Source organism: Staphylococcus pseudoxylosus, assembly GCF_044794325.1.
In the GTDB taxonomy this organism is placed as follows: Bacteria; Bacillota; Bacilli; order Staphylococcales; family Staphylococcaceae; genus Staphylococcus; species Staphylococcus pseudoxylosus.
Genome location: NZ_CP085024.1, coordinates 2,177,701 through 2,200,994, shown reverse-complemented (window position 1 = coordinate 2,200,994; position 23,294 = coordinate 2,177,701). Strand labels below are relative to the sequence as shown.

Sequence of the window (23,294 nt, the reverse complement as noted above, 5' to 3'; positions counted from 1 at the left end):
TTAAAAATAGAAAGGAGGGGCATAATGAATTTAAAGCAATCCATTGAAGAAATTATAAAACAACCAGATTATGAACCAATGTCTGTGTCTGATTTTCAAGATGCATTAGGTTTAAATAGTGCCGACTCATTTAGAGACTTAATTAAGGTGCTTGTTGAATTAGAACAAACAGGTTTAATTCAACGTACAAAAACAGATAGATATCAGCGCAAGGAATCACAAAAGTCCAAACAACCAAAATTGATAAAAGGTAAACTTAGCCAAAATAAAAAAGGCTTTGCATTCTTACGTCCAGAAGTAGAGGACATGGATGATATCTTTATCCCACCTACGAAGATAAACAGAGCTATGGACGGTGATACAGTCCTAGTTGAGGTACATCAATCTAAAGGGGATCATAAAGGGAAAGTTGAAGGCGAAGTTAAAACTATAGAAACACATTCGGTCACTCAAGTGGTTGGTACCTATAGTGAAGCACGTCATTTCGGTTTTGTATTACCAGATGATAAACGAATTATGCAAGATATCTTTATTCCAAAAGGTCAAAATCTTGGAGCTGTTGACGGTCACAAAGTGCTCGTACAAATTACGAAATATGCTGATGGTACAGATAATCCAGAAGGTATTGTTTCAGCAATTTTAGGACACAAGAATGATCCAGGTGTAGATATCCTATCAATCATTTATCAACATGGAATCGAGATTGAATTTCCTGATAATGTTTTAGCAGAGGCTGAAGCAGTGCCAGATCATATAGAATCATCAGAAATTACAGGTCGCCACGACTTACGTGATGAATTGACAATTACTATCGATGGCGCAGATGCGAAAGATTTAGATGATGCCATTAGTGTTAAAAGATTAAGTAACGGTAATACACAACTAACAGTAAGCATTGCAGATGTAAGTTACTATGTAACTGAAGGGTCAGCGTTAAATGAAGAAGCCTATAGCCGTGCAACAAGTGTGTATTTAGTTGATCGTGTAATTCCAATGATTCCACACCGTTTAAGTAACGGTATCTGTTCATTAAATCCTAAAGTAGATAGATTGACCTTAAGTTGTCAAATGGAGCTTAATGAGCGTGGTGAAGTTGTTAAACATGAAATTTTTGATAGTGTAATTCATTCAAATTATCGTATGACTTATGATGAAGTAAATGAAATTATAACGGATCAAAATGCAGAAACTCGCAATAAATATAGCGAAGTTACACCGATGCTTGACTTAGCACAAGACTTGTCGCAACGTTTGATTAATATGAGAAAACGTCGTGGTGAAATTGACTTTGATATTGATGAAGCCAAAGTACTTGTCAATGAGGAAGGTATCCCAACTGACGTTCAATTAAGAAAACGTGGCGAAGGCGAACGCCTAATCGAATCATTTATGTTAGCTGCTAATGAAACAATTGCTGAACATTTTGATCGCTTAGAAGTACCATTTATTTATCGTGTTCATGAGCAACCTAAATCAGAACGTCTACGTCAATTCTTTGACTTTGTAACTAATTTTGGTTTAATGATTAAAGGGACAGGCGAAGATATTCACCCATCTACTTTACAGAAGATCCAACAAGAAGTTGAAGGGCAACCAGAACAAATGGTTATTTCAACGATGATGTTACGTTCAATGCAACAAGCACGTTATGATGATGTGAACTTAGGTCACTTTGGTTTATCAGCAGAGTATTATACCCATTTCACATCACCGATACGTAGATATCCTGATTTAATTGTGCATAGATTAATTCGCAAGTATATTGTAGAACAGTCTATGGATAGAAAAGAAAAAAATAAATGGGAAGAAGCACTGCCTGAAATTGCTGAACATACGTCACAAAGAGAACGTAGAGCGATAGAAGCTGAACGTGACACAGATGAACTGAAGAAAGCCGAATATATGGTACAACATATTGGTGAAGAGTTCGAAGGTATCATTAGTTCAGTTGCGAACTTTGGTATGTTTATTGAATTGCCAAATACAATTGAAGGTATGGTACATGTATCCAACATGACAGATGACTATTATCATTTTGATGAACGTCAAATGGCTATGATTGGTGAACGCCAAGCTAAAGTATTCCGTATAGGTGATCCTGTAGAAATCAAAGTAATCAATGTTGACGTCGACGAACGTATGATTGATTTCCAAATTGTAGGTATGCCATTACCTAAAAATGAACGCGGCCAAAGACCTTCTCGTGGTAAGACGATTCAAGCTAATCCGCGTGGTAAATCATCAGACAAATCAAAAGATGATCGAAACAGTAAAGGTAATCGTACGAAACAGAAACAACGTAAAGGTAAAAACAAACGTAATAATGGGAAACAAGAACAAGGTAATACGAAACATAAACCATTTTACAAAGATAAAAAAGTGAAAAATAAAGCGCGCAAAAAGAAAAAATAACTCAACAAAGAGGTGAAACTCAATGCCAAAGAAAAAATCACCAGGAACACTAGCAGAAAATCGTAAAGCAAGACATGATTATAATATTGAAGATACGATTGAAGCGGGCATTGTGTTACAAGGAACAGAAATTAAATCGATTCGCCGGGGAAGTGCCAATCTTAAAGATAGTTACGCACAAGTTAATCGTGGTGAAATGTATTTAAATAATATGCATATTGCACCATATGAAGAAGGTAACCGATTTAACCATGACCCACGTCGTTCACGTAAGCTATTATTGCACAAACGTGAAATTATAAAACTAGGTGAACGTACACGTGAAGTTGGTTATTCAATTGTTCCATTGAAGCTCTATCTCAAACACGGTCACTGCAAAGTCTTATTAGGCGTTGCTCGAGGTAAGAAGAAATATGACAAACGCCAAGCTTTAAAAGAAAAAGCAGTACAACGTGATGTAGCTAGAGAGATGAAAGCCCGTTATTAAGCGGATATATTGCCAAAGATGATAATCTTTGGTAATATAATATGTGCTTTCTGAAAAAGCTTAGTAGTTACTATATAGTCGTTATAAAGTGATTATGAAGTCAGCAGAAAGTACATTTAATATTATTCTGGGGGCGTTTTTGGATTCGACAGGGGTTCCATGAGCTAGTTAAGCGTGTCGGAGGGTTGTCTCCGTCACCAACACACACAGTTATAATAACTGGCAAAGAAAACAATAATTTCGCAGTAGCTGCGTAATAGCACTCTGCATCGCCTAACGGTATCTCCTATGTACCGTTAACGCGATTCAACCTATAGTAGGATACGCTAGGCACTGCCGTTTGAAGTCTGCCTAGAAGAGATGAATCAAACTAGCATAATGACGGATGTCTATCACCTCCCATTATGCGAAACCCATTGATAGACTACGCACGTAGAAGTGCTAGTATCAGAACCTCTGGACGCGGGTTCGAATCCCGCCGTCTCCATATGAGATAAGCCTATGACTTAAATGGTCATAGGCTTTTTAATTTTGAGGGAACATTGAATTAATACAAAACAGGAAGCAAAAAGAACTGATGGATTTTATACATTTTAATGGATGTATAAAGGCTTATGAGACGATTGAGAAACTACAAAAGGATTTATATGAATTAAAGTATTCTAACCGTACTAATAGTGCTAGAAAGCATAGAAAAGCAACTGTAGTGTAAGGATTGTGATAAATATATGAATTATGATAAAGCTACATTAAAGAAATTTATACTTAACTATCATAGTTTACAGAAAAATGATGATGTAAATGCATGTAATAATGATTTAAGTGATTTTTTTGGACTTAATAATCAAGTGAAGAAAGACTTTTATAACGATAATAATATAGAAGATGTGATACTTTATAATGAACTAGAGGAAATTGTAGAAGAAGTTGGTACAGATAAAGAGCATTATATATTTTGGTTGTTAAGTGAGGGATATTCATACAAAGAAATTGGGAATGTTTTTTATGTAACTGAGGGCAGAGTGAAACAAATATTTGATGGATTGTTGAGAAAAATATCTTAAGTAGTAGAATGTAAATTTGTATAATACGTGAGGATTCTTGATATTTTGAAAAGTGAGTACGCATTCTATTGTGCGATTATTAGAATAACTGATAAATAAGAATGTATTAAATACGAAAAAGAACTGTTGACAAGTTTAAATAACAATAAATTGATGCAATATAATTGCACCAAGTAATCCTATTACTAGGGTAGGCGCTTATGTGCTTGCCCTATTTTTTATGTGGTATAACATAGATAGAAAAGGTATTAGTCATGTAAACAGCGGTCAGAAATGATAATGAAATGAAAAAGCTTTTAAGTAGAGTAATAGAATTGTTGGAAAAGATAGATAATTACGAAAAGACCCGAATATAATATTCGAGCCTTTTTCTCTTAAATAATTATTTATTATTTTTTTGATAATTTCTTTTCAAGCATACTAATACCATAAATTATAATAAATAAACCAATTGGTAAAAGTATGGTGCTTAAAGTATTATTAGATACTAGAAAAAATAGCACAAGGGCGTATACTGCACATAAAATTGCCGTTAATAATACACTTAAAACTTTAGTCATGTAAAACACCTCGTTAATTACTGACTTACTATTGCGCTAATATCACCGTTGATATTTCCTTTTACAATGATACCATTTTTAGGAACTACTTTACCACCATAGGTAGAAACTATATGGCCAGCGAAGGAACCAATAAAACCACCAGTGGCTCCACCAATTAATCCGCCTAAAGCACCCGCTGCACCTGTTGCACCTGCTTTAACAATCCCTGTTGTAGCGTTATGCGAAAGATACAAGTCTACTTTATCTGCATTTTTACCTTTACCATATACTGCTTTTGTTACTCCGCCTTTTTTAGCAGCATAAGTATTAATACCGTTATCACTTTCAGTTGATTCAAAACCACTAGTATCATAGCCTTGTTTATCTAAGTTTGATTTTAATTCTTGATCTGAAAAATATTTAACATAGTGGTCTCCCTCTTGATGTGCATCTTTTGGAATACTATTGGTTTTCATTAATTGTTGTGCAGGGTTAATACTCTTCTCACTTGAATCATTTGCTTGCGCCATTGGTAAACCTGCTAAAGATAAAGTAAATATTGATGCTAATACAGTACCAGTAAACTTCGTATATTTGTTCATAATGAATACCTCCTTTGATTTATATAAATAACATAACAATAAAATGTAAAATAAAATGGGGTTTTTCGTAAGTGTCACAATATAATTCCAAACTGTTAATATTTACTAAAACCAATAAGTGATAAAATGAATTTAGTATACTAGAATAAGTTATACCATTCCTTAATAGAATGCTCTCTAATAATACTGTTTAGGGTAGGCGCTTATGTGCTTGCCCTGTTTTTAATATAAATTATAGTTTACAACCAATATTCAATGTTGTACTATTATCTAGTGCACCTTAGGGTGTTGCTAGATAGAGTGGGTCTAATACATGCCCTAGGGTGTGCATCCAGACAAACTCTCTAAGACCACCCTTGTTTAGGGTGGTTATTTTTGATTAAAAACAAAGCGGACAATCAAATAATTTGATTAATATGTAGATAGTGATAAATTAGTTTGTGTGGTTAAATTCCGATATTTAATTCACACCCTTTTATTTATATAGTATATTGCCATCCTTCGGGGTGGCTTTTTTATGTTAAAATATAAAAAAAGGAGCGGTTTTATTGTGATTAAATTAGAAAATGCAGATTGGTATCAGAATTGCAATTTTAAAATAGAATATGTAGATATAGAAAAAAGCGAATTACAAAAAAAGAAAAATTGAATGTATATGACCAAATAAAAATCAATACGTTATTAAACATCTTAAAATCACCAATGGAATACGCAACATATGAATTATCTAATAAATTTGGTAAATCAAATTCTTTTATCCCGTTCAGAAAAAAGGGAACAACAAATAATAAATATAAAGAGCATTTAAAAAATAACATTGGTCACGTAGATGAGACTATATATAATATTTTTAATAATTTATTTGAAAGTAGTCTATACGAAACATTTAATACAATGCATAATGACGAAAAGCATATTAAAATAAATGTTCATTACAAAGAAATTACTCAAACTACAGAATGTGCAGTATATCCTAATAATATAGTTTTAAATAATATAAAAGTAGTAGGTGATATGTCTAGTGGAATTGCTATTAACGGCAAAGAAGTAGATTTATCGCAATCAACTGGTTATCATTATGAGGAAGAATATTTCTTTGTCTATAAAGGTGAAATTATAGAAGAAGTTTTCGCTTTTATAGAAAGCGTCAAAGAAATGGTTGCCGAATTTGTGAGCAAAGTAAAAAGTTATATTGAAAAACATAAGTAAAGATGTGAATTGAGATTATTATTGTTATTATTGAAAAAACCTTATTTAGAATGAGGATTTTTAAATTGATTTATACGAACAAGTGTTCAATCATATTATTGAGGTGATAATATGATAGCAATAAATCCGAACGCACCAGATGAATATAAATATGAAACTGATTACCGTAAGATACCTAGAGAATATCTAAACCCACGAATACCACAAGGTCGTTGCATGGTTAAGTGGCAAGCCTTTGTTATATGTACTAACATTATATAAATATAGTATCAATGCAATGTTTAACATAATAAACATATATTATATATCATATTTAAAAAGACACCGATAAAAAAGGTGTCTTTTTAGATTAGCAAGATTTATTATTTTCTTTTTTCTCATCTTTCTCTTGCTTAGTGTCTTTACTTTCCTTAATTTCTACCGAACAACATGACTGTTCTTGAGGTTTTATTTTTTTTATTGCATCTTTAATCCCCATTATCTCACCTCCTTTAAATAATGATGTTCACAATTAAACCTGTAGCAATGGCTACAACTAAAATTGCTATAAAGAATGATACTACAAATTTTTTCTTGAATAACTTAGATAGCAATACGACCTCTGGAATACTTGCGCTAGCACCACCAATTATCAATGCAACTACTGTTCCTAGCGACATACCTTTTGATACTAATGCTTCGGCTATGGGTAACATTGTTTCTGGTCTGATATACATAGGAATACCGATAACAGAAGCAATAAATACCGATATAAAACCATCACCACTTGCATACTTAGTTATAAATTCTTCAGGTATGAATCCATATATAAACGCACCAATAAACACACCAATAAATAGATAAGGTAACATTGGATATAAAAATGCCCACGCATCGTTTAATGCTTGTTTAAAACGAGACCCTGATTTATTAGCAAAAAATCCATCACCCTTAACATTGACTCCTTTATAGGTTTCAGCTAAATTCATTCTTGAAAATACTAAACCTGTGAATATACTGAAAAAAGCTAGTACTACAAAATAAACAATAGCAACCTTCCATCCTAATAAAACCCATAACATAAATATCATTAATGGATTCATTAACGGTGAAGCAATTAAAAAACTCATCGTTGGGCCAAAAGGAACTTTGGAATTTAATAGACCTGCAAGTATTGGAATAGTTGAACAAGAACAAAATGGTGTAACAGCACCAAATATCATACCCAATATATAATTGACGGCTTTATTAGGTTTGCTCAAAAGTTTTTTTATTTTTTCTTCTGAAACAACTTGTTGAATCAGACTTACTATAAAACTCACTACTATAAATAGTGATAATAATTCAAAAAATAACATTAGAAATGTTTTTATGAATTCCATAATTGAATCTACCATTAATATAACTCCTCCGAATTTGTTTAATCAATTTTTTTTGATATATTAATCAAAAAAAAATTGATTAATTCTATATTAAAAAGAAGATACTTAAAGTATCTTGCAAAAAGTATCTTCATTTAAAACCACCTGTATTTGTTGGTCATTAATTTTATAATAATTCCATGTGCCATGCTTTTCAGCAACAAGAATATTTGCATCTACTAATTTTTTCAAGTGATAGGAAAGTTTAGATTGTTTTAACGCTAATAATTCTTCTAAATCACATACACACAAAGATTTTTTATCGCTTTGACGTATTGAATGTAGAATTTTAAGTCTAATTTTATCGGCAAGTGCATTAAACATCTGTTCATAAAAATCTAATTGTTCTTCCTCAGTTCTACTAGGACTGGATTTAATAACTTCCATTGAAAGATCACCTCTCTTATATTTACATACCTCTATTTTTGTTTAAGTTCTTGTATTGCTAAATTAAAATGAGTTTCTGTCATTTTACCATACATGTCAGGTTCTCCTTTGAAGAACTCATTTTTCATATATGATATAGCTTCTTTTAAAGAAATTTCTCTTGATATCATAATTAGGTTTAAGTAACTAACAAAATAATCAACAGATAGTGTACTTGCATGATTTACTCTCAATAAAATAGAACTCCTTTATAAAATACTAAAACAATATATCAACTTTTTTTGATATATCAACTATAAATTATTATTTTAACTTTTGCAAGATAATAAAACTAGTTATTTACGACGCATTCTAATCTAATACTAAAATTAGTCGGAAAACTACATAGACACAAAGCTATATAGATGTTAATCTATGTTATGAATAGGAGGTATATTTATGTCTTATAAAAATTTATCAGTAGTATTAAAAGTTTTATCAGATTCAAGCAGATTAGAAATACTAGATTTACTATCTTGTGGTGAATTATGTGCCTGTGACTTACTAGAACACTTTCAATTCTCACAACCAACTTTAAGTCATCATATGAAGTCATTAGTAGAAAATAATATAGTTACTACAAGAAAAGACGGTAACAAACACATGTATAAACTTAATCATGCTATTTTAGATGACGTCAAACAAAATTTAACTATCATTAATACTTCTGATCAACGCTGTATATGTAAAAATGTGAAATCAGGTGAATGTTGATGATGACAACCTTAGCAATTGTGATTTTTCTTTTAACTTTAATCTTTGTGATATGGCAACCGAAAGGTTTAGATATTGGTGTTACAGCTTTAATTGGAGCTGTTATTGCTATTATTACAGGGGTCGTAAGTTTTTCTGATGTATTAGAAGTAACAGGTATTGTTTGGAATGCAACTTTAACCTTTGTAGCTGTTATTCTTATTTCATTAATATTAGATGAAATTGGTTTTTTTGAATGGTCTGCGATACATATGGTCAAAGCCTCAAACGGTAATGGCTTAAAAATGTTTATTTTTATCATGCTACTTGGGGCAATTGTAGCAGCATTTTTCGCCAATGATGGTGCAGCTTTAATCTTAACACCCATTGTATTAGCGATGGTAAGAAATCTAGGATTTAATAAAAAAGTGATTTTTCCTTTTATTATTGCCAGCGGTTTTATTGCTGATACTACATCACTGCCCTTAATTGTAAGTAACTTAGTTAATATTGTTTCTGCAGATTACTTTGATATTGGGTTTATTGAGTATTTTAGTCGAATGATTATTCCTAATATATTCTCTCTTATTGCTAGTATCCTCATTTTATGGTTATATTTCAGAAAATCTATACCTAAAAAGTTCGATACAGAAAATCTTTCAGATCCTAAAAATGTAATCAAAGATCCTAAATTATTTAAGCTTTCATGGATTGTATTAGCAATACTACTTGTGGGTTATCTTGTTAGTGAGTTTATACAAATTCCTGTATCAATGATTGCCGGTATTATTGCTATTATCTTTGTACTGTTAGCTCGTAAATCCAAAGCAGTTCGTACCAAACAAGTAATTAAAGGCGCACCATGGAATATTGTTGTATTCTCTATTGGTATGTACCTTGTTGTGTTTGGACTAAAAAATGTTGGTATTACAACGATTCTAGGGGATGTCCTAACAAATATTTCAAGTTATGGGTTATTCAGCAGTATCATGGGTATGGGCTTTGTAGCTGCTTTCTTATCTTCAATTATGAACAACATGCCAACTGTTTTAATAGATGCAATAGCGATTGATCAATCCAGTGCTACAGGAATATTAAAAGAAGGCATGGTTTATGCAAATGTCATAGGTTCTGATTTAGGACCTAAAATTACGCCAATTGGTTCTTTAGCAACATTATTGTGGCTACATGTCTTAACACAAAAAGGTGTGAAGATTTCGTGGGGAACATACTTTAAAACTGGAATTATCATTACTATTCCAGTCCTATTTGTAACACTCTTAGGTTTATACCTTACACTAATCATATTTTAAGAAAAGAGGCATTAATTATGGATAATAAAACAATTTATTTTATATGTACAGGAAACTCTTGTCGTAGTCAAATGGCTGAGGGTTGGGGAAAGGAAATATTGGGTGAAGATTGGAAGGTCTATTCTGCCGGTATTGAAACACATGGTGTTAATTCTAAAGCAATAGAAGCTATGAAAGAGGTAGATATTGATATATCAAACCATACGTCAGACTTGATTGATAGTGATATTTTAAAACAATCAGATTTGGTCGTGACGTTATGTAGTGATGCAGATGATAATTGTCCTATTTTACCTCCAAACGTTAGAAAAGAACACTGGGGTTTTGATGACCCAGCGGGTAAAGATTGGTCAGAATTTCAACGTGTTAGAGATGAAATCGGAAATAGAATAGAGGAATTTAAAAAAGCACTTGCCTAATGTAAGTGTTTTTTCTTATCTGTATCCCTTTTTATTCTCTGTTTAATAACAACTACTCTTTACACACGCTGATTAAAAGCACAATGCTATTTTAGAACATCAAACGAACAACTATATGTTAATTCAGTTCTCGATGTAGCAGAGAGTGAATGTCAGAACTATATATTAAGTTATTTGATGTAACAAAAGCTATTACTCAAAAATGAGTATGTATTTTAGTTAGATAAAAGTGTCTAACCAATAAGTAAAAGTAAATGGTCAAAAAAGGGCACGTACTATTACTTAAAATTGACTAACAGCAAATGGATAAAAAAATCATGTTGTAGGTAAATAGTTAGATTATTTCTTAACTCATCTTGTATAAGATTGATTTTTAGAAGATAATTATAAATAACAATAATTAAGAGGTGAGTAGAACTTGAATCGATTGGATTGTAAGACTGTTATAACTATTACTGGTGTAATCAGTTTAATGATATTCACTTTTATTTTTACGGTTGGTTACATACTAAGTAATGTAGATCCTGAAAATAAATTGGAAGGTTATACAATAGCAATTAGTTTTATTGGAATATTTGCCACATTTGGTGGTGCTTATTTAGGTGCTAAGATTTCGGGGGAAAATGCCAGCAAATTGGCTAAAAGGGAAAGCATGATAAATGATTTGAATCGAACAATGCAAAGTAATAATAAAGTTTTAGAGAGTTTTAATACTAAAGGCCTAAAAAGAAATTTAGATTTTTACTCAAGAAAGAATGATTTGGAAAATACATTCGATGTAAATAATTTTATGATTCAATTTCTCATGTTCCAAGAAGATTATAGGCATTTCCGAAGGGATAATACATTTGAAAGTACATTTCCTTTAATATCATATGATTTTAAAGAACTTGAAATAAGGATTGAAGCTCTAACCAAAGAATTTTGGAAATCTAATGATAAAATAGATAGTTATCTAAACAACTTAATTAAAGAATATGGGTACAATAACCATACTACACGTGGTCGAGGTTCGGGATTAGCGTTATTTAAAATTGATGATGAAAACGCAATTATAGAGACAGATCATTTAGGTAACCAAGTTGATGTGAGTTTGAAAAATAGTGAAGTTAATAAAGCGATTAATACTCATGATTTAGCAAATATAAATGAGAAGATAGATGATTTTAATGAGTTTTGGGCAAGTTTTAAATTTAAAACTAAAGATGATATTAGAGATTTTATTGCAGAATATTATGGAGGATATCAGTAAAAATAGGTATCTCACGCATATGGGAATGAATACGTATATATTGCCACAGATTTATGTTGTTTTTGCAATTTTAACATTTTACACTGGATGGGTAAGGCAATGTAAACGTTGATATGACAATACTTATAGCAATTTTTAAATGTATACATAAACGGTATAATGAACTCCCGCCGTCTCCATATGAGAAAAGCCTATGACTTAAATGGTCATAGGCTTTTTAATTTTTAATACAAAAAGTCGTAAAAACCACTAAAATTAAATGACTGATCAAATAAATTAATAAGAGTTTATGTAGCAATGAAGTATTTTATATAAAAATATTTGGGATTGAAGATCTCAATATATTGGAAAATAATCCGTAAGAATATAATGATAATTTAGATGATTTCTTTGAACTTAATAATCAAGTGGAAACAGACTTTTATGATTATAAAAATATAGAACATATGATACTTTATAATGATTTAGAAGAGATTGTAGAATAAGTGGTGACAGATAAAGAGTATGATATTTTCTGGTTGTTAAATGAGGGGGATTCATACAAAGAAATTGGGAATGTGCTTCATGTGACTGAGAATAGAGTAAAACAAATATTTGATCGATTGTTGAGTAAGGTAACTCAAGTAATAGAATATAATTCTGTATTATATATAACAAATTTAATATTTGTATAGGAGAGGGTGTATTCTACAGTGCAATTGCTAGAATGACTGAAAAACAACAACGTATTAAATATGAAAAAGAATTATTTTACACAAGCAAATAGCAATAAATCGGGTGTACTTTAAGTGCGCCGGTTTATTGATGGGAGCTTATGTGCTAGTCTTATTTTTATCTTAATTTATATCTAATATACTTCTTTACATATTAGAAGAAAAGTTCCGTTGTATTTATGCAGTAATGCTATGAAAGTAATAATTCAAGAATATTAAATGAATTGGGACTTAATTATTAAAATTTTTAACTTCTTTTAAAAATAAATTTAATATTGGGTTTATCCAGGTTTTTTTCTTAACAAGAGCGAATGATTGAAATAAAGGAAAAGGCCGATCAGTTTTTATTATTTTTAATTTTCGATTTTCGATTTTCGATTTTCGATTTCATTTTTGACGTTTCTGAATGGAAGCACACTAAAACCTATTCTCTGCGTTATTAATGACTTAATTGAATCGATACTCCACATCTCAGTTGTTTTTGATATATGATAATCATTATTGAAAATATACTTCTCAAACATTTGTCTATAAGTACTATTTTTTTCATTAATAATAAGATGATTAAAAGTATTATCTTTTAAAAGTAAATCTAGAGTATCGGGAGCATCCATATGTGTGACAAGTACAATTTGTTCATCATCTAATTTGTGTTTTTGAAGATATTTATTGGTAATATCTTCATTTACAGCAAAAGCAATATCTACATTTCCATTTAACAATTGTTGCTGATTAAAGCTACAGGTATTGTTAAATAAATCAATATCTATTTCATGATAACTTTCTAAAAAACATTTTATAAAATTACTTAATCCAGATGTTAATAATGACTCAGGTGCTGCAATTTTTATTTTTCTTCTACTATTCTCATATTTTGAAATATTAATAATTTGTTCATATACATCTATATAATCATTTATCAGTGGCATTATATTTTTTAAAAAATCAGTTTGCATAATGCTTTTGTTATGATTGATAAAGAGTGAATTTTCAAGTTCATTTTCTAGCTGTGAAATATTCGATTGAGTATAGTTGAGAATTTCTGCAGTTTTAGTGTAACTACCAGTTTTAATTAGAAATTTTAATGTTTTTAATTGTTTGTAGTTCATAAATCCTTCTATTAAAAAAATAATAACTATATAATATTACACTATAAGGGAGGTGATTTTAAAGTATCTTGGTTTTGTGTATTTACTGTACTTAGCGTATAAAACATACAATTCTAAGAAAAGAAATAATTCAAATTATGCTTAATATACTTTTAGCTAGGGCTTGATTATGCAACTGCTAAACGTAAAATCATTATTGTTCTTTATTACGTTATTAGGAGCTTTTATTTTACCAGTGGCTAATGATTATTATATGGTTTTTCTGTATATGTTGATCACTGTATTAATAGGGTGGAGCGCTTTGCTAATTTGGGGTATTATTGGCGATATTTTAAAAAACTTTCTTGATAAACATAGTTTGGTCTTTAATTTAATTATGTCGTTATTACTAGTCTATACGGCCTTCAGTATTTTTATATAAACGTAGATTCAATTGTAAAGGTGTTACGAAGGTATTTAACAATAGTGTAGTAAAGGTGCAACAGATTATTAAATACACTTGGTGGTATGAAGTAATAGCTGATGTAATAGGTGTATGTGTATTAACACTAAGACATACTAAATAGGTTATATTAAAAGCTTTTACAAAAGTATTAGAATATGTATGGGTTAAGATAAAACAACAATAAAAGAATTTATATTGATATATCACTAAACAATGGATAATAGAACTAAATGTAAAGAAATTATAGGTATTGATAAATCTTTTATTTGAATTATTAAACAAAAACTCACTTGATAGGTAATTGTAATGTAGGAAAATTTAAGTCTTTAATGAGACAAAAATAGCATATGGAATGTTGAGGGAAGTCATTTATGTACTCATCCTATTTTTTTATAAAATCTAAATTATTGAGTTGCTAAAAATTCATTTATGTATATAATTGAGATATATTATCAATTAGAGAATAGGGATGATAAATTGAGAAAGATTCTAATTATGGCATTATGTTGTTTTATTATTTTAAGTGCCTGTTCGAGCAACACTAACAAACCACAGAATACTTCAAAAGAAACAAAAGACTATAAACTAGAAAATGGTAAAACTATAAAAGTACCTAAAAATCCTAAAAAAGTTGCCGTTTTAACAGCGTTTTATGTTGGTGATTTTATAGAATTAGGAATTAAACCAGTAGCTGTATCTGATATAACTAAAGATTCGTCAATATTAAAACCTTACTTAAAAGATGCTAAATTAATAGGAGAAGGAAATGTTGAACAGGTTGCTAAAGAAAAACCAGATTTGATTATAGTTGATTCAATGGATAAAAATATTAAAAAGTATCAAAAAATTGCACCAACTGTCCCTTATACATATACAAAATATGATCATAAAGAAATTTTAAAAGAAATTGGTAAGTTAACAAATAAAGAGAGCAAAGCAAATAGTTGGATTGAAAAATGGAACAGAGAAACTGCAAAAGATAAAAAAGAAATACAAAGTAAAGTTGGTAATTCAACCGCATCAGTATTTGAACCAGATGGTAAAGATATTTATATATATAACAGTACATGGGGCCGAGGATTAGATATCGTTCATGATGCGTTTGGCATGCCTATGACTAAAAAGTATAAAGAAAAATTAAAAGAAGATAATAAAGGATATTCTTCAATTTCCAAAGAAGAAGTAGAAGAATATGCGGGAGATTATATTTTCTTAAGTAAACCATCTAACGGCAAATTTGACTTTGAAGAATCAGCTACATGGAATAACTTAGATGCCGTGAAAAATGATAGAGTAATTTCATATAAAGCAGAAGATTATTGGTTTACAGACCCATTAACATTAGAAAAGTTAAGGATGAAATTGAAAAATAAAATATTGAATGAGTAATTTGTAACTTAATGAATATTACAATGATTTATTTACTTAAAACATAGTTAAGGGCAAGCACTTTTGTGCTTGCCTTTTTGTTGTGTTCTATCTATTCAATATTAAACATAGGACAAATATAATGAAACCCCAAAGTTGTACTTTGGTTTAATATAATATTTTAAAGTTTTTTCCTAAAGTTTTTATGAGAGAAGCTTTTTTATATTGGTTTAATTCTTTTATTGTCATAAAAAAATTATAGATTCTTGAATATTTTTTTAATTGATGAAAAATAACAAATATTTTATGAATAGTTGAATAACTTACCGTTATTGATATGTTTTGATTTATAGGATTGAAATATAAGTATGCATAATAGTTAAATGCTAGCTTGAATTCAGATTGAAACTTTAAAAGTTACTGGGTAAAAGCTAGAAGAATAATGTGGCAAATATGTTAGTTTTACAACCAATATTTTTTGTTATTATATTTGTAAATCACATAAAAAAGGGGGCGGAAATTATGGTTTTAGACGTTCTAGGTTATGTATTAGGAATTGGATTTATTGTATTCGGTATTTCTGCTTTGATTCTTTGAGGAAATGAAATTTATAAAATTATAAGTAAAAGCGATAAAACATTAGTTACAAAAATAGTATTTATTTTAGTTTATTAGCTGTAATTTGTGTTTTAGCTTTAATTATTATAGCAAAGGTGTTTTATATTTTTTTTGATATCAGACCGCCCACACATGTTACTAGATGTTTATCTAAATCTTTAGAATGAATGCGTTAAATATTATTGTTTATATATTTAGTTGTGTGATTGTGACTATTAGTATAAGGTAGTGACGAATCATTTAAGATTCAAAACTACTTAGAAGGCGTTCCACATGAAAAATATTTCAAAGATAACACTAGCAAGTAGTATCGCATTTAGTTCTATTTTAAGTTTAAATTTTGTTAATTCTGGAGATTCGCATATAGAAGCTGAAACAGCTCAAACCCCATGCTATAATTATGAGGGTTACGCTGGGAATGACTCAAGTTTTTTATTGGATAAAGAATTTATGAATGGTATTAAATTTAATGATTTAACTTTTAATGGTATAAAAGTAACAAGTAATACTGGAAATGATAGTCTTACTAAGTATGATCAAAGTTTTTCTGAGGTAAGCGAAAATCATAAAAGTGCAAATTTAGTTGATTTTAATGTTAAAGATAAATTAACAGTACAACAATTGAAAAATGCAGATGGTTCTAGTTTAATTAAGATGAAAACACATGAAAATTCAAATAGTATATATATTTATAGACCAAATAATGAGATAAGCGTAATGTTTAATACAAATAATGTTAACGTAACCGATGTACATATTGGTTATGGTGGCGTAGATGGTTAATATATTACTACGTGAATTTTAACGGGGATATAACAACTCTTACAGTGACATTTAAAATATAGATAAATGTTTTAATGAAAATTCATCGTCTTTATATACAAGCTCTTAACCGTTGTGGTTGAAGGCTTGTATTTTTATTACCTTAGTTTATATTCGAATAGATAAAAATTAAAATTGACATATATTAGTTTTTTGCAATAAATAAAAATAAATGCTAGTGTTTTAATACTAAGAAGTTTATAGTAAATTCATTAATTTTCTAGGTGAGGGATTATAAAATGATTAAAGAACAATTTCAAGCATCGTATAAATTATTAAAAAAACATTTAAAAGATATTGATGAAGATAAAGCTACTTTTCAACCGAACGTCGCTAATAATAATATTAAATGGCAATTAGGTCATTTAATTTTATTAAATGATTTTTTAGTATTTGAAACCATTAATGGGGAAAATGCATTAAATCAAACTGCTGCAAAATATTTTCTATGGGGTACATCGCCAACAGATTTTGATGGAAATGAGCCTTCTTTTAAGGAACTGAATTTATTGTTGGACGAACAATTTGATAGAATATTTAATAGATTAGAAAAGCAATTAATGAAAGATAGAAAAGAAGCAATTATTCTTAAAGATGCAGATATAGTTATGGAAAATTTTAATGAATCTATTCATTTTGCCATTCTTCATACTAATCGACATTTTGGTCAAATTGTATTATTAAAATCTATGATTAATAAATTATCAACTAGTTAGTTGTAGTTATTAATCATACAAGGTATCTCAGATAAATCTTGGATTGTAGGTATTGTACTAATTGAATATTGGTCATTGTTTGCTTTATATATCGGATACATTCCAGCTATCTTAGATGCTTTATAATCATTATCTAAACTATCACCGACAAAAATACATTCATTTAATTTTACTCCTAATTTCTTAGCAGCTCTTTCAAAAATAAGTGGGTTAGGTTTTTTAACTTCTTCTTTTTCAGATACTAAAATTATATCCATATATTCTTCGATTTTTAAAGATTCAATATTATTATATTGGAATGGGAATTTACCATTAGTTATGATACCTAACTTGTAATTATTTGAGGTAAGTATCTTTAAAGTTTTATATAAATTGGGATAAGGTAAACAACTTTTCCAGAAGTTAGTTGTATAGTCATTAAGAAAAACATCAAGTGTTAAGTGATTAATATTAAAATAGTCTATTAATTGTGCATAAACTTTATCTTTCCAAACGTATCCATTTTTATCTAATTCTATAAATTTATTTTTGAAAGTAGTTATTTCAATATGTTTTAAGTAATTAATGAATTTGTCATATTGGTCATCGATAAAATTATTTAATGAGCTTTCTCTGTCTAAAAGTGTTCCATCTAAATCAAATAAAATTGCTTTTATCATAAAAAGCCTCCCAATTGTTTAAGAATATTTAATAAATTAAATCAATGTTACCATATAATTAAAGTGCTATGTATCTTAGACATTCAACATTTGAAATGCAATATAATATTAATGAAGTATTACAAAATAATAAATAGACTTTAGTTAAGCCAAGAAAGTACAATAATTTAGTAATAGAATTTCAATAAATTTTCGTCTACGAAAGGAGATTTATGAGAACTTTTTTAATTGTTGTAGTAGCTCTAATTTTAATGTTTACGATTTTATTCTGTATATTTAATTATTTAGATAATACACTTGGTAGTATTTTAGCAGGAATCTCAAATGGGCTAATTATTGTTGTAGCAATGCAATTAAAAGATAAACTTTTAAAATAAATATTTATGATTAAACAAACCACTCAATATTATCTATGGGTGGTTTGTTATTTTTTGAGTCTTAAATTTTTCTATTTTAACAATAGTTATTTGAAGTTAATTAGAAAGTGACTATATGTAACTAAAGAAACCTTTATAGAATACACGATAAGCTCTTTCTTTCAAAATTGTCACATGTGAGTGATATTTTGTAAGGATTTTCGAACGATTCAATTATAATAAAATGTTAGTATTAAATTAAAGTTTAGGAGGTTTAAATAATGAAAATAATTTTTAGGATAATTATATTTATTGTGGTAATAATTTTGGCATTATTCTTTTGGAAGTTATACGCTGAATCACATACAGATAGTAAAAATGTTAGAAATCTTGCTAATTTAAATCCTTTAATTACAAGTGAAAAATATTATATACAGACTAATGAGCCTAGAAGTGTAAAAGATTCTGGTGAGGGTACTAAACAATATGAATATACAAATAAAGCATATGATAAGGACGGTAATGAAAAAGAGATTACTTATACAGCTATTAAAAAATTAAAGACCAATCATTATTTAGAATTAGATTATAAAGTAGGAGAAGTTAAAGGGTATAGTGAAGTGAAAGAAAAAGATATACCTAGAAAAGCAAAAATTAAACTATAATGTCTAAACCTCATCATTATTGATGAGGTTTTTAACATTTTTGTATGTTAATGATTTTGATTAGAAACGTGAAATGATGGTTATGTAACGAAAAACTAGGTATTCATTTCATAAAAAAGATAAGTGCTGAATTTTTCACTTATCAATTGTAAATATAAGTATGGATAGAATATTTCTGTCTAAGAAATTATATAAATATTTGTTAGAATTATATAAAAAATCACTGCCTTGTTTATGGCAGTGATTAATATGCTATATCTCATAAGTTAAATAATTGATAGTATCGTTATGCTTCAAGTGTTTTAAATTATTTATTGTTGTCTAATGCATCAGCAAGTTCTTCCAATTTAACTTTGACTTCTTTAAGTGTGTGGCTATCTGCAAAAGTAAAACTAAATTGTTTCCCTTTTGCTGTTTCTGCCACAATAGTAACAAGTTCGCTAAAAACATCGTGTTCTATACTATAATTTAATATTTTCATATTAACTCCCTTAAGTTTGATTTCCCGTTTTTGCTAAATGTAATAAGTTAGTTATTGTTGTTCAATGTGTCTTTCTCTTCGAAGTAATTCAGAAGTAACTTTGTTAGGTGGCATATCTTTGTGTACTGAATGAGAAAATAAGACACCTGACATAGTCTTTACAATGTAAGTATAATTTTCGTGGTCATAACTAAAATCTACAATCTCCATAAATATGCTCCTTTAAATAAAATTTTAAGGATCTTTCGGATATCCTTAATTTTGTGCTAATAAATTTTTATATACCCTCAAATGCTAAGATTTATTAATAACACTCATATGGATTTTTCTACATATCTACGCAAAATAATTATATTAGTTAATTGTACTATATATAAATAAGTTTTGTGATAACAAAATCTTATATTTCACAATATAATTACTTATAATTAAATAGAAACTTGATGTTAACTACTTAATATTTTTTGTATACCAGTCATTTGAAGTAATTATTACTAATGATGTTTCTTAACGATAATATAAAGGGTAAGTATACATAAAACAAGTGAGGGGATTTTTAAATGGAAAAGTTAAATCGAGTGATGTTATATGTTGATGATCAAGCGAAAGCAGTTGAATTTTGGACCGATATTTTAGGGTTTGTTGTAGTTTCTGAAGAAGAAATGGCAGAAGGCTTTAAAGCAGTAGAAGTGACACCAAATCATAATGTCGAAACATCTATTTCAATTATTGAAAAAGAGTTTATGGAAAAATACAGTCCTGAAGTAAGTGTTACAACGCCATCTCTAATGTTTAAAGAAAAGAATCTTGATGCATTGTATGAAAAATTAAAAGAAAAAGGCTTAACTGGTCATGACATAATTGAAATGTCAGGTACAAGGGTGTTTAATTTTCAAGATGGTCAAGGCAATTATTTCGCAGTGAGTGACTAATTAGAGTTGTACAAAGTTATAGAAAAAAGAGCGCTATTTATGAATTTTAAAAATCATAAGAAGTGTTCTTTAATTTTATGTGAAAAAGTTAGTGAATGATTACTAAGTTATTTCTAATATATTTAATCCTCTAGATTCATTAGGTACTTCAAAAAAATGGTTAACATAATTAAACGTTTCTTGTGTGTCAAAATTAGCTCTTTCAGGATTTTCAATATTTCGCTGTTTTAACCTTTGTAAACATATTTCGTCTGATATATTTAGTTAAATGAGTTTGTGGCTAACATGGATTTCTGAAGAGATATTGCTAAGCCACTTGCGCTGTTTTTGAGTGTTGCCTAGAAAATCCATGACCACATTTGTACCAACGCTTAATAAATTTTGAACGTGATATTTAATAAAAGATTTAATAAGATTTGAATAGGTTAAGTAATCATCAAATGTCTTTATTTGATTTGGACAAAATTGTTCAAGTATGTCATCTTCTGATAATAGTAGGACATTTTTATCTTTAGCTATTTTTTAGCAGTTGTTGATTTACCAGCACCGATTTTACCAGTGAAAAAAATATAATGTAGCAAAATATTCCATTATGATACCTCCGTTTATGTTTTGTGGCAATAGTTTTAGTATAAAGAATTAATGAAATAAGTTATAGTGAAAATTAAAGGTACATCATAATTATAATAAACAAAGGGGCTTTATATGTTTAAGTATATTTTAAAAATCAGTACGTTTTTAATGATGGCAACATTATACATATTTGTAATAAACCAATCTAGTAATGCTTCAGCTGCTACAAATGCAACACAACAAGATGCAATTAATCATGTTGAAACTTTAAACGGTCAAGGTTGGGATTATGATTCGGAATATGGATGGCAATGCTTTGATCTTGTAAATGAACAGTGGGATTATTTATATGGTCATGGATTAAAGGGTGATTATGCAAAAGATATTCCAGAAGAAAATAATTTTATAGGTGAAGCGACAGTTTATGAAAATACACCTGATTTCAAAGCAACTGCAGGCGATATTGTGGTGTTTAATGAAAATTATGGTGAAGGTGCTGGTCATACTGCGATTGTAACTAACGGCAACTATGATGGTAATTATCTTCAATTTCAATCCTTAGACCAAAATTGGGAAGGTGGAGGTGAAGATAAAACCGAGGTTGCGCATAAGGTAGTTCATGATTATGAATCAGAATTGGTATTTATTCGACCACATTACAGTAAATAAATGAATAATTAAAAATTAATAATAAGTCAAAAACTGAAATATCATCTTCAATTTCAGTTTTTAAATATGTAAGCATTTTATTGTAAATTCTATAAGCATACAGGATGAGATGCGATTCTTATTTTGACGGGGCATTAAAATCTTATTTTTTAAATTAGATTGATGTCCCGTATTTTTTGATTTTTAACTGAATACTGTGGACTTATTGGTGGAGTATAAAAATAAATTATATAGTAGTAAGTGGATTTTCTATTTAATTATGATGTTAAATATTATACAATACATTCAAAAGTATTTTTGAATGAGGTGTGTTATGCTACAAACTATTATTACAGCAATTATTCTGTACACAGCTACAGCGGTAGATTTATTAGTCATTTTATTAATATTTTTTGCTAGAGCTAATACAAAAAAAGAATATCGAGATATTTATATTGGCCAATATGTAGGTTCATTATCATTAATTTTAATAAGTTTATTTTTAGCATTTGTATTAAACTATGTTCCTGAAAAATGGATTTTAGGGTTATTAGGTTTAATACCAATTTATTTAGGGATTCGCGTAGCTATTTCTGGTGATTGTGAAGGTGAGGAGAGAGCTAAAAGAGAATTAAATGAAAAAGGCCTAAGTAAGCTTGTTGGTATGGTTGCACTTGTTACCATAGCTAGTTGTGGCGCAGACAATGTTGGTTTATTTGTACCATACTTTGTAACTTTAAATACAGTAGAGCTGATAACTACATTAATCATATTTATTATTTTAATTTTGGTATTAGTATTTTCAGCACAACTTTTATCAAAAATCCCAGGCATAGGTGAAGTAATTGAACGATTTAACCGCTGGATTATGGCTGTAATATACATAGGGTTAGGATTATTCATTATAATTGAAAATGAGACAATACAAACTATTTATAATTTAATTATAAATTAAGGAAGTGGAAGAGATGGCTAATGATTATATTTGTGAAGTGCAGTGTGTGCATGAACAGAAAATTGAAAACGCACAGAATTTCATTGAAGAAGCTGCACCTAAGTCGCTATTAAGTATTTTTAGCAAGATTTCTGATGAGACTAAAGTTAAAATTATACTTGGATTATTAAAAGAAAGTGAAATGTGTGTATGTGATATATCTGTATTATTAAATATGAGTATTGCAACTACATCACATCATTTAAGATTATTATATAAAAAAGGGGTACTTGATAAATATAAAGAAGGAAAAATGTCTTATTACTTTATAAAAGATGAACAAATAAAAACATTTTTTATGGATAATTTATAATGTTAGGTAACTAATAAATTAGTAAGTAGCATGAATAAGCATAAAGGAGTGTTTCAGCCAACG

The 23,294-nt window shown here is 29.0% G+C and carries 28 protein-coding genes, 1 other RNA gene and 1 pseudogene; 20 read left to right on the top strand and 10 right to left on the bottom strand.

Annotated features, from left to right (window positions below; translation table 11 throughout):
- Positions 1–24: 24 nt before the first annotated feature.
- The 4 genes from rnr to LG295_RS10595 all read left to right on the top strand — a co-directional run bounded on the left by rnr (position 25) and on the right by LG295_RS10595 (position 3,963).
- Positions 25–2,412 carry a ribonuclease R gene (rnr, locus tag LG295_RS10610; RefSeq protein WP_107558406.1) on the top strand — a complete coding sequence of 796 codons (2,388 nt, stop codon included), beginning with the start codon at positions 25–27 and terminating at the stop codon, positions 2,410–2,412.
- Positions 2,413–2,434: 22 nt separating this feature from the next.
- On the top strand, positions 2,435–2,899 hold the full coding sequence (gene smpB / locus LG295_RS10605) for an SsrA-binding protein SmpB (protein WP_017722470.1): 465 nt from the start codon (positions 2,435–2,437) through the stop codon (positions 2,897–2,899).
- 129 nt (positions 2,900–3,028) lie between these two features.
- Positions 3,029–3,389, top strand: a transfer-messenger RNA (tmRNA) gene (ssrA, locus tag LG295_RS10600).
- A 238-nt stretch (positions 3,390–3,627) separates the two neighbouring features.
- Positions 3,628–3,963: a hypothetical protein gene (locus LG295_RS10595; protein ID WP_107531467.1), complete on the top strand. Its 336-nt coding sequence runs from the start codon at positions 3,628–3,630 to the stop codon at positions 3,961–3,963.
- A 389-nt stretch (positions 3,964–4,352) separates the two neighbouring features.
- On the opposite strand, the gene LG295_RS10590 is transcribed toward LG295_RS10595, so the two are convergent.
- Entirely contained in the window at positions 4,353–4,523 is a 171-nt protein-coding gene (locus LG295_RS10590) for a hypothetical protein (protein ID WP_158256294.1), read from the bottom strand.
- A gap of 17 nt (positions 4,524–4,540) precedes the next feature.
- Positions 4,541–5,107 carry a hypothetical protein gene (locus LG295_RS10585; RefSeq protein WP_107531468.1) on the bottom strand — a complete coding sequence of 189 codons (567 nt, stop codon included), beginning with the start codon at positions 5,105–5,107 and terminating at the stop codon, positions 4,541–4,543.
- 517 nt (positions 5,108–5,624) lie between these two features.
- Here LG295_RS10585 and LG295_RS10580 point away from each other — a divergent pair.
- The 3 genes and pseudogenes from LG295_RS10580 to LG295_RS10570 form a co-directional block, all read left to right on the top strand.
- The gene (locus tag LG295_RS10580) at positions 5,625–5,756 is read left to right on the top strand and encodes a hypothetical protein (protein ID WP_275128974.1); all 132 of its coding nucleotides are present in this window, start codon (positions 5,625–5,627) and stop codon (positions 5,754–5,756) included.
- Positions 5,753–6,316 carry a hypothetical protein gene (locus LG295_RS10575; protein WP_326020420.1) on the top strand — a complete coding sequence of 188 codons (564 nt, stop codon included), beginning with the start codon at positions 5,753–5,755 and terminating at the stop codon, positions 6,314–6,316. The genes LG295_RS10580 and LG295_RS10575 overlap by 4 nt, the downstream gene beginning before the upstream one ends.
- Positions 6,317–6,430: 114 nt before the next feature.
- Positions 6,431–6,553: pseudogene (locus LG295_RS10570) on the top strand (YolD-like family protein); the annotation flags it as partial.
- A 112-nt stretch (positions 6,554–6,665) separates the two neighbouring features.
- Here the strand turns inward: LG295_RS10570 and LG295_RS10565 are convergent.
- The 4 genes from LG295_RS10565 to LG295_RS10550 all read right to left on the bottom strand — a co-directional run bounded on the left by LG295_RS10565 (position 6,666) and on the right by LG295_RS10550 (position 8,336).
- On the bottom strand, positions 6,666–6,794 hold the full coding sequence (locus tag LG295_RS10565) for an alcohol dehydrogenase (protein WP_107531470.1): 129 nt from the start codon (positions 6,792–6,794) through the stop codon (positions 6,666–6,668).
- A 13-nt stretch (positions 6,795–6,807) separates the two neighbouring features.
- Complete coding sequence (locus tag LG295_RS10560; RefSeq protein WP_404475881.1) at positions 6,808–7,692, bottom strand: permease; 885 nt, start codon at positions 7,690–7,692, stop codon at positions 6,808–6,810.
- Positions 7,693–7,782: 90 nt separating this feature from the next.
- Positions 7,783–8,103 (bottom strand): helix-turn-helix transcriptional regulator, encoded by a 321-nt coding sequence (locus LG295_RS10555; protein WP_107531472.1) that lies wholly within the window; start codon positions 8,101–8,103, stop codon positions 7,783–7,785.
- Between the two features lie 32 nt (positions 8,104–8,135).
- A complete protein-coding gene (locus LG295_RS10550) occupies positions 8,136–8,336 on the bottom strand; it encodes a hypothetical protein (protein WP_107558735.1) in 201 nt (66 codons plus the stop codon).
- Positions 8,337–8,541: 205 nt separating this feature from the next.
- On the opposite strand from LG295_RS10550, the gene LG295_RS10545 reads away from it, so the two are divergent.
- From LG295_RS10545 to LG295_RS10530, 4 genes are all read left to right on the top strand, one after another.
- On the top strand, positions 8,542–8,856 hold the full coding sequence (locus LG295_RS10545; protein WP_107558734.1) for a metalloregulator ArsR/SmtB family transcription factor: 315 nt from the start codon (positions 8,542–8,544) through the stop codon (positions 8,854–8,856).
- The gene (gene arsB, locus LG295_RS10540) at positions 8,856–10,148 is read left to right on the top strand and encodes an arsenite efflux transporter membrane subunit ArsB (RefSeq protein WP_199186526.1); all 1,293 of its coding nucleotides are present in this window, start codon (positions 8,856–8,858) and stop codon (positions 10,146–10,148) included. Before LG295_RS10545 ends, arsB begins: the two co-directional genes overlap by 1 nt.
- Positions 10,149–10,165: 17 nt before the next feature.
- On the top strand, positions 10,166–10,567 hold the full coding sequence (arsC, locus tag LG295_RS10535) for an arsenate reductase (thioredoxin) (RefSeq protein WP_107558733.1): 402 nt from the start codon (positions 10,166–10,168) through the stop codon (positions 10,565–10,567).
- A gap of 418 nt (positions 10,568–10,985) precedes the next feature.
- Positions 10,986–11,819 (top strand): hypothetical protein, encoded by an 834-nt coding sequence (locus tag LG295_RS10530; protein WP_107558732.1) that lies wholly within the window; start codon positions 10,986–10,988, stop codon positions 11,817–11,819.
- Between the two features lie 1,066 nt (positions 11,820–12,885).
- Here the strand turns inward: LG295_RS10530 and LG295_RS10525 are convergent.
- On the bottom strand, positions 12,886–13,641 hold the full coding sequence (locus tag LG295_RS10525) for a LysR family transcriptional regulator (RefSeq protein WP_107558731.1): 756 nt from the start codon (positions 13,639–13,641) through the stop codon (positions 12,886–12,888).
- Between the two features lie 940 nt (positions 13,642–14,581).
- Between LG295_RS10525 and LG295_RS10520 the strand changes: the two genes are divergently transcribed.
- From LG295_RS10520 to LG295_RS10510, 3 genes are all read left to right on the top strand, one after another.
- On the top strand, positions 14,582–15,475 hold the full coding sequence (locus tag LG295_RS10520) for an iron-hydroxamate ABC transporter substrate-binding protein (protein WP_404476872.1): 894 nt from the start codon (positions 14,582–14,584) through the stop codon (positions 15,473–15,475).
- Between the two features lie 870 nt (positions 15,476–16,345).
- A complete protein-coding gene (gene isaB / locus LG295_RS10515) occupies positions 16,346–16,855 on the top strand; it encodes an immunodominant staphylococcal antigen IsaB family protein (RefSeq protein ID WP_326001062.1) in 510 nt (169 codons plus the stop codon).
- A 278-nt stretch (positions 16,856–17,133) separates the two neighbouring features.
- Positions 17,134–17,610, top strand: coding sequence for a DinB family protein (locus LG295_RS10510; protein WP_318833064.1), 477 nt, complete (start codon positions 17,134–17,136; stop codon positions 17,608–17,610).
- On the opposite strand, the gene LG295_RS10505 is transcribed toward LG295_RS10510, so the two are convergent.
- On the bottom strand, positions 17,607–18,269 hold the full coding sequence (locus LG295_RS10505; RefSeq protein ID WP_107558892.1) for an HAD family hydrolase: 663 nt from the start codon (positions 18,267–18,269) through the stop codon (positions 17,607–17,609). The two genes, LG295_RS10510 and LG295_RS10505, sit on opposite strands and share 4 nt — an antisense overlap.
- 212 nt (positions 18,270–18,481) lie before the next feature.
- Between LG295_RS10505 and LG295_RS10500 the strand changes: the two genes are divergently transcribed.
- Positions 18,482–18,646 carry a hypothetical protein gene (locus tag LG295_RS10500; RefSeq protein WP_158256300.1) on the top strand — a complete coding sequence of 55 codons (165 nt, stop codon included), beginning with the start codon at positions 18,482–18,484 and terminating at the stop codon, positions 18,644–18,646.
- Between the two features lie 260 nt (positions 18,647–18,906).
- Positions 18,907–19,290 carry a YxeA family protein gene (locus LG295_RS10495; RefSeq protein WP_107558879.1) on the top strand — a complete coding sequence of 128 codons (384 nt, stop codon included), beginning with the start codon at positions 18,907–18,909 and terminating at the stop codon, positions 19,288–19,290.
- 307 nt (positions 19,291–19,597) lie between these two features.
- On the opposite strand, the gene LG295_RS10490 is transcribed toward LG295_RS10495, so the two are convergent.
- Entirely contained in the window at positions 19,598–19,771 is a 174-nt protein-coding gene (locus tag LG295_RS10490; protein WP_167456087.1) for a hypothetical protein, read from the bottom strand.
- Positions 19,772–19,822: 51 nt separating this feature from the next.
- A complete protein-coding gene (locus tag LG295_RS10485) occupies positions 19,823–19,981 on the bottom strand; it encodes a hypothetical protein (protein WP_158262640.1) in 159 nt (52 codons plus the stop codon).
- A gap of 350 nt (positions 19,982–20,331) precedes the next feature.
- Between LG295_RS10485 and LG295_RS10480 the strand changes: the two genes are divergently transcribed.
- The 4 genes from LG295_RS10480 (at position 20,332) to LG295_RS10465 (ending at position 23,231) form a co-directional block, all read left to right on the top strand.
- Positions 20,332–20,703, top strand: a complete 372-nt coding sequence (locus LG295_RS10480; protein ID WP_107531953.1) for a VOC family protein — start codon at positions 20,332–20,334, stop codon at positions 20,701–20,703.
- A 705-nt stretch (positions 20,704–21,408) separates the two neighbouring features.
- Positions 21,409–21,945: a CHAP domain-containing protein gene (locus LG295_RS10475; protein WP_107558786.1), complete on the top strand. Its 537-nt coding sequence runs from the start codon at positions 21,409–21,411 to the stop codon at positions 21,943–21,945.
- 313 nt (positions 21,946–22,258) lie between these two features.
- Positions 22,259–22,879 carry a CadD family cadmium resistance transporter gene (locus LG295_RS10470; RefSeq protein WP_199186530.1) on the top strand — a complete coding sequence of 207 codons (621 nt, stop codon included), beginning with the start codon at positions 22,259–22,261 and terminating at the stop codon, positions 22,877–22,879.
- Between the two features lie 13 nt (positions 22,880–22,892).
- Complete coding sequence (locus tag LG295_RS10465) at positions 22,893–23,231, top strand: metalloregulator ArsR/SmtB family transcription factor (protein ID WP_107558788.1); 339 nt, start codon at positions 22,893–22,895, stop codon at positions 23,229–23,231.
- Positions 23,232–23,294 lie beyond the last annotated feature (63 nt).

Excerpts from the sequence above, each read along its gene's own strand:
- rnr (WP_107558406.1), top strand. The coding sequence starts at position 25 with ATGAATTTAAAGCAATCCATTGAAGAAATTATAAAACAACCAGATTAT.
- smpB (WP_017722470.1), top strand. The coding sequence starts at position 2,435 with ATGCCAAAGAAAAAATCACCAGGAACACTAGCAGAAAATCGTAAAGCA.
- LG295_RS10595 (WP_107531467.1), top strand. The coding sequence starts at position 3,628 with ATGAATTATGATAAAGCTACATTAAAGAAATTTATACTTAACTATCAT.
- LG295_RS10590 (WP_158256294.1), bottom strand. The coding sequence starts at position 4,523 with ATGACTAAAGTTTTAAGTGTATTATTAACGGCAATTTTATGTGCAGTA.
- LG295_RS10585 (WP_107531468.1), bottom strand. The coding sequence starts at position 5,107 with ATGAACAAATATACGAAGTTTACTGGTACTGTATTAGCATCAATATTT.
- LG295_RS10580 (WP_275128974.1), top strand. The coding sequence starts at position 5,625 with ATGTTAAAATATAAAAAAAGGAGCGGTTTTATTGTGATTAAATTAGAA.
- LG295_RS10565 (WP_107531470.1), bottom strand. The coding sequence starts at position 6,794 with ATGGGGATTAAAGATGCAATAAAAAAAATAAAACCTCAAGAACAGTCA.
- LG295_RS10560 (WP_404475881.1), bottom strand. The coding sequence starts at position 7,692 with ATGGTAGATTCAATTATGGAATTCATAAAAACATTTCTAATGTTATTT.
- LG295_RS10555 (WP_107531472.1), bottom strand. The coding sequence starts at position 8,103 with ATGGAAGTTATTAAATCCAGTCCTAGTAGAACTGAGGAAGAACAATTA.
- LG295_RS10545 (WP_107558734.1), top strand. The coding sequence starts at position 8,542 with ATGTCTTATAAAAATTTATCAGTAGTATTAAAAGTTTTATCAGATTCA.
- arsB (WP_199186526.1), top strand. The coding sequence starts at position 8,856 with ATGATGACAACCTTAGCAATTGTGATTTTTCTTTTAACTTTAATCTTT.
- arsC (WP_107558733.1), top strand. The coding sequence starts at position 10,166 with ATGGATAATAAAACAATTTATTTTATATGTACAGGAAACTCTTGTCGT.
- LG295_RS10525 (WP_107558731.1), bottom strand. The coding sequence starts at position 13,641 with ATGAACTACAAACAATTAAAAACATTAAAATTTCTAATTAAAACTGGT.
- LG295_RS10520 (WP_404476872.1), top strand. The coding sequence starts at position 14,582 with ATGGCATTATGTTGTTTTATTATTTTAAGTGCCTGTTCGAGCAACACT.
- isaB (WP_326001062.1), top strand. The coding sequence starts at position 16,346 with ATGAAAAATATTTCAAAGATAACACTAGCAAGTAGTATCGCATTTAGT.
- LG295_RS10510 (WP_318833064.1), top strand. The coding sequence starts at position 17,134 with ATGATTAAAGAACAATTTCAAGCATCGTATAAATTATTAAAAAAACAT.
- LG295_RS10505 (WP_107558892.1), bottom strand. The coding sequence starts at position 18,269 with ATGATAAAAGCAATTTTATTTGATTTAGATGGAACACTTTTAGACAGA.
- LG295_RS10500 (WP_158256300.1), top strand. The coding sequence starts at position 18,482 with ATGAGAACTTTTTTAATTGTTGTAGTAGCTCTAATTTTAATGTTTACG.
- LG295_RS10495 (WP_107558879.1), top strand. The coding sequence starts at position 18,907 with ATGAAAATAATTTTTAGGATAATTATATTTATTGTGGTAATAATTTTG.
- LG295_RS10490 (WP_167456087.1), bottom strand. The coding sequence starts at position 19,771 with ATGAAAATATTAAATTATAGTATAGAACACGATGTTTTTAGCGAACTT.
- LG295_RS10485 (WP_158262640.1), bottom strand. The coding sequence starts at position 19,981 with ATGGAGATTGTAGATTTTAGTTATGACCACGAAAATTATACTTACATT.
- LG295_RS10480 (WP_107531953.1), top strand. The coding sequence starts at position 20,332 with ATGGAAAAGTTAAATCGAGTGATGTTATATGTTGATGATCAAGCGAAA.
- LG295_RS10475 (WP_107558786.1), top strand. The coding sequence starts at position 21,409 with ATGTTTAAGTATATTTTAAAAATCAGTACGTTTTTAATGATGGCAACA.
- LG295_RS10470 (WP_199186530.1), top strand. The coding sequence starts at position 22,259 with ATGCTACAAACTATTATTACAGCAATTATTCTGTACACAGCTACAGCG.
- LG295_RS10465 (WP_107558788.1), top strand. The coding sequence starts at position 22,893 with ATGGCTAATGATTATATTTGTGAAGTGCAGTGTGTGCATGAACAGAAA.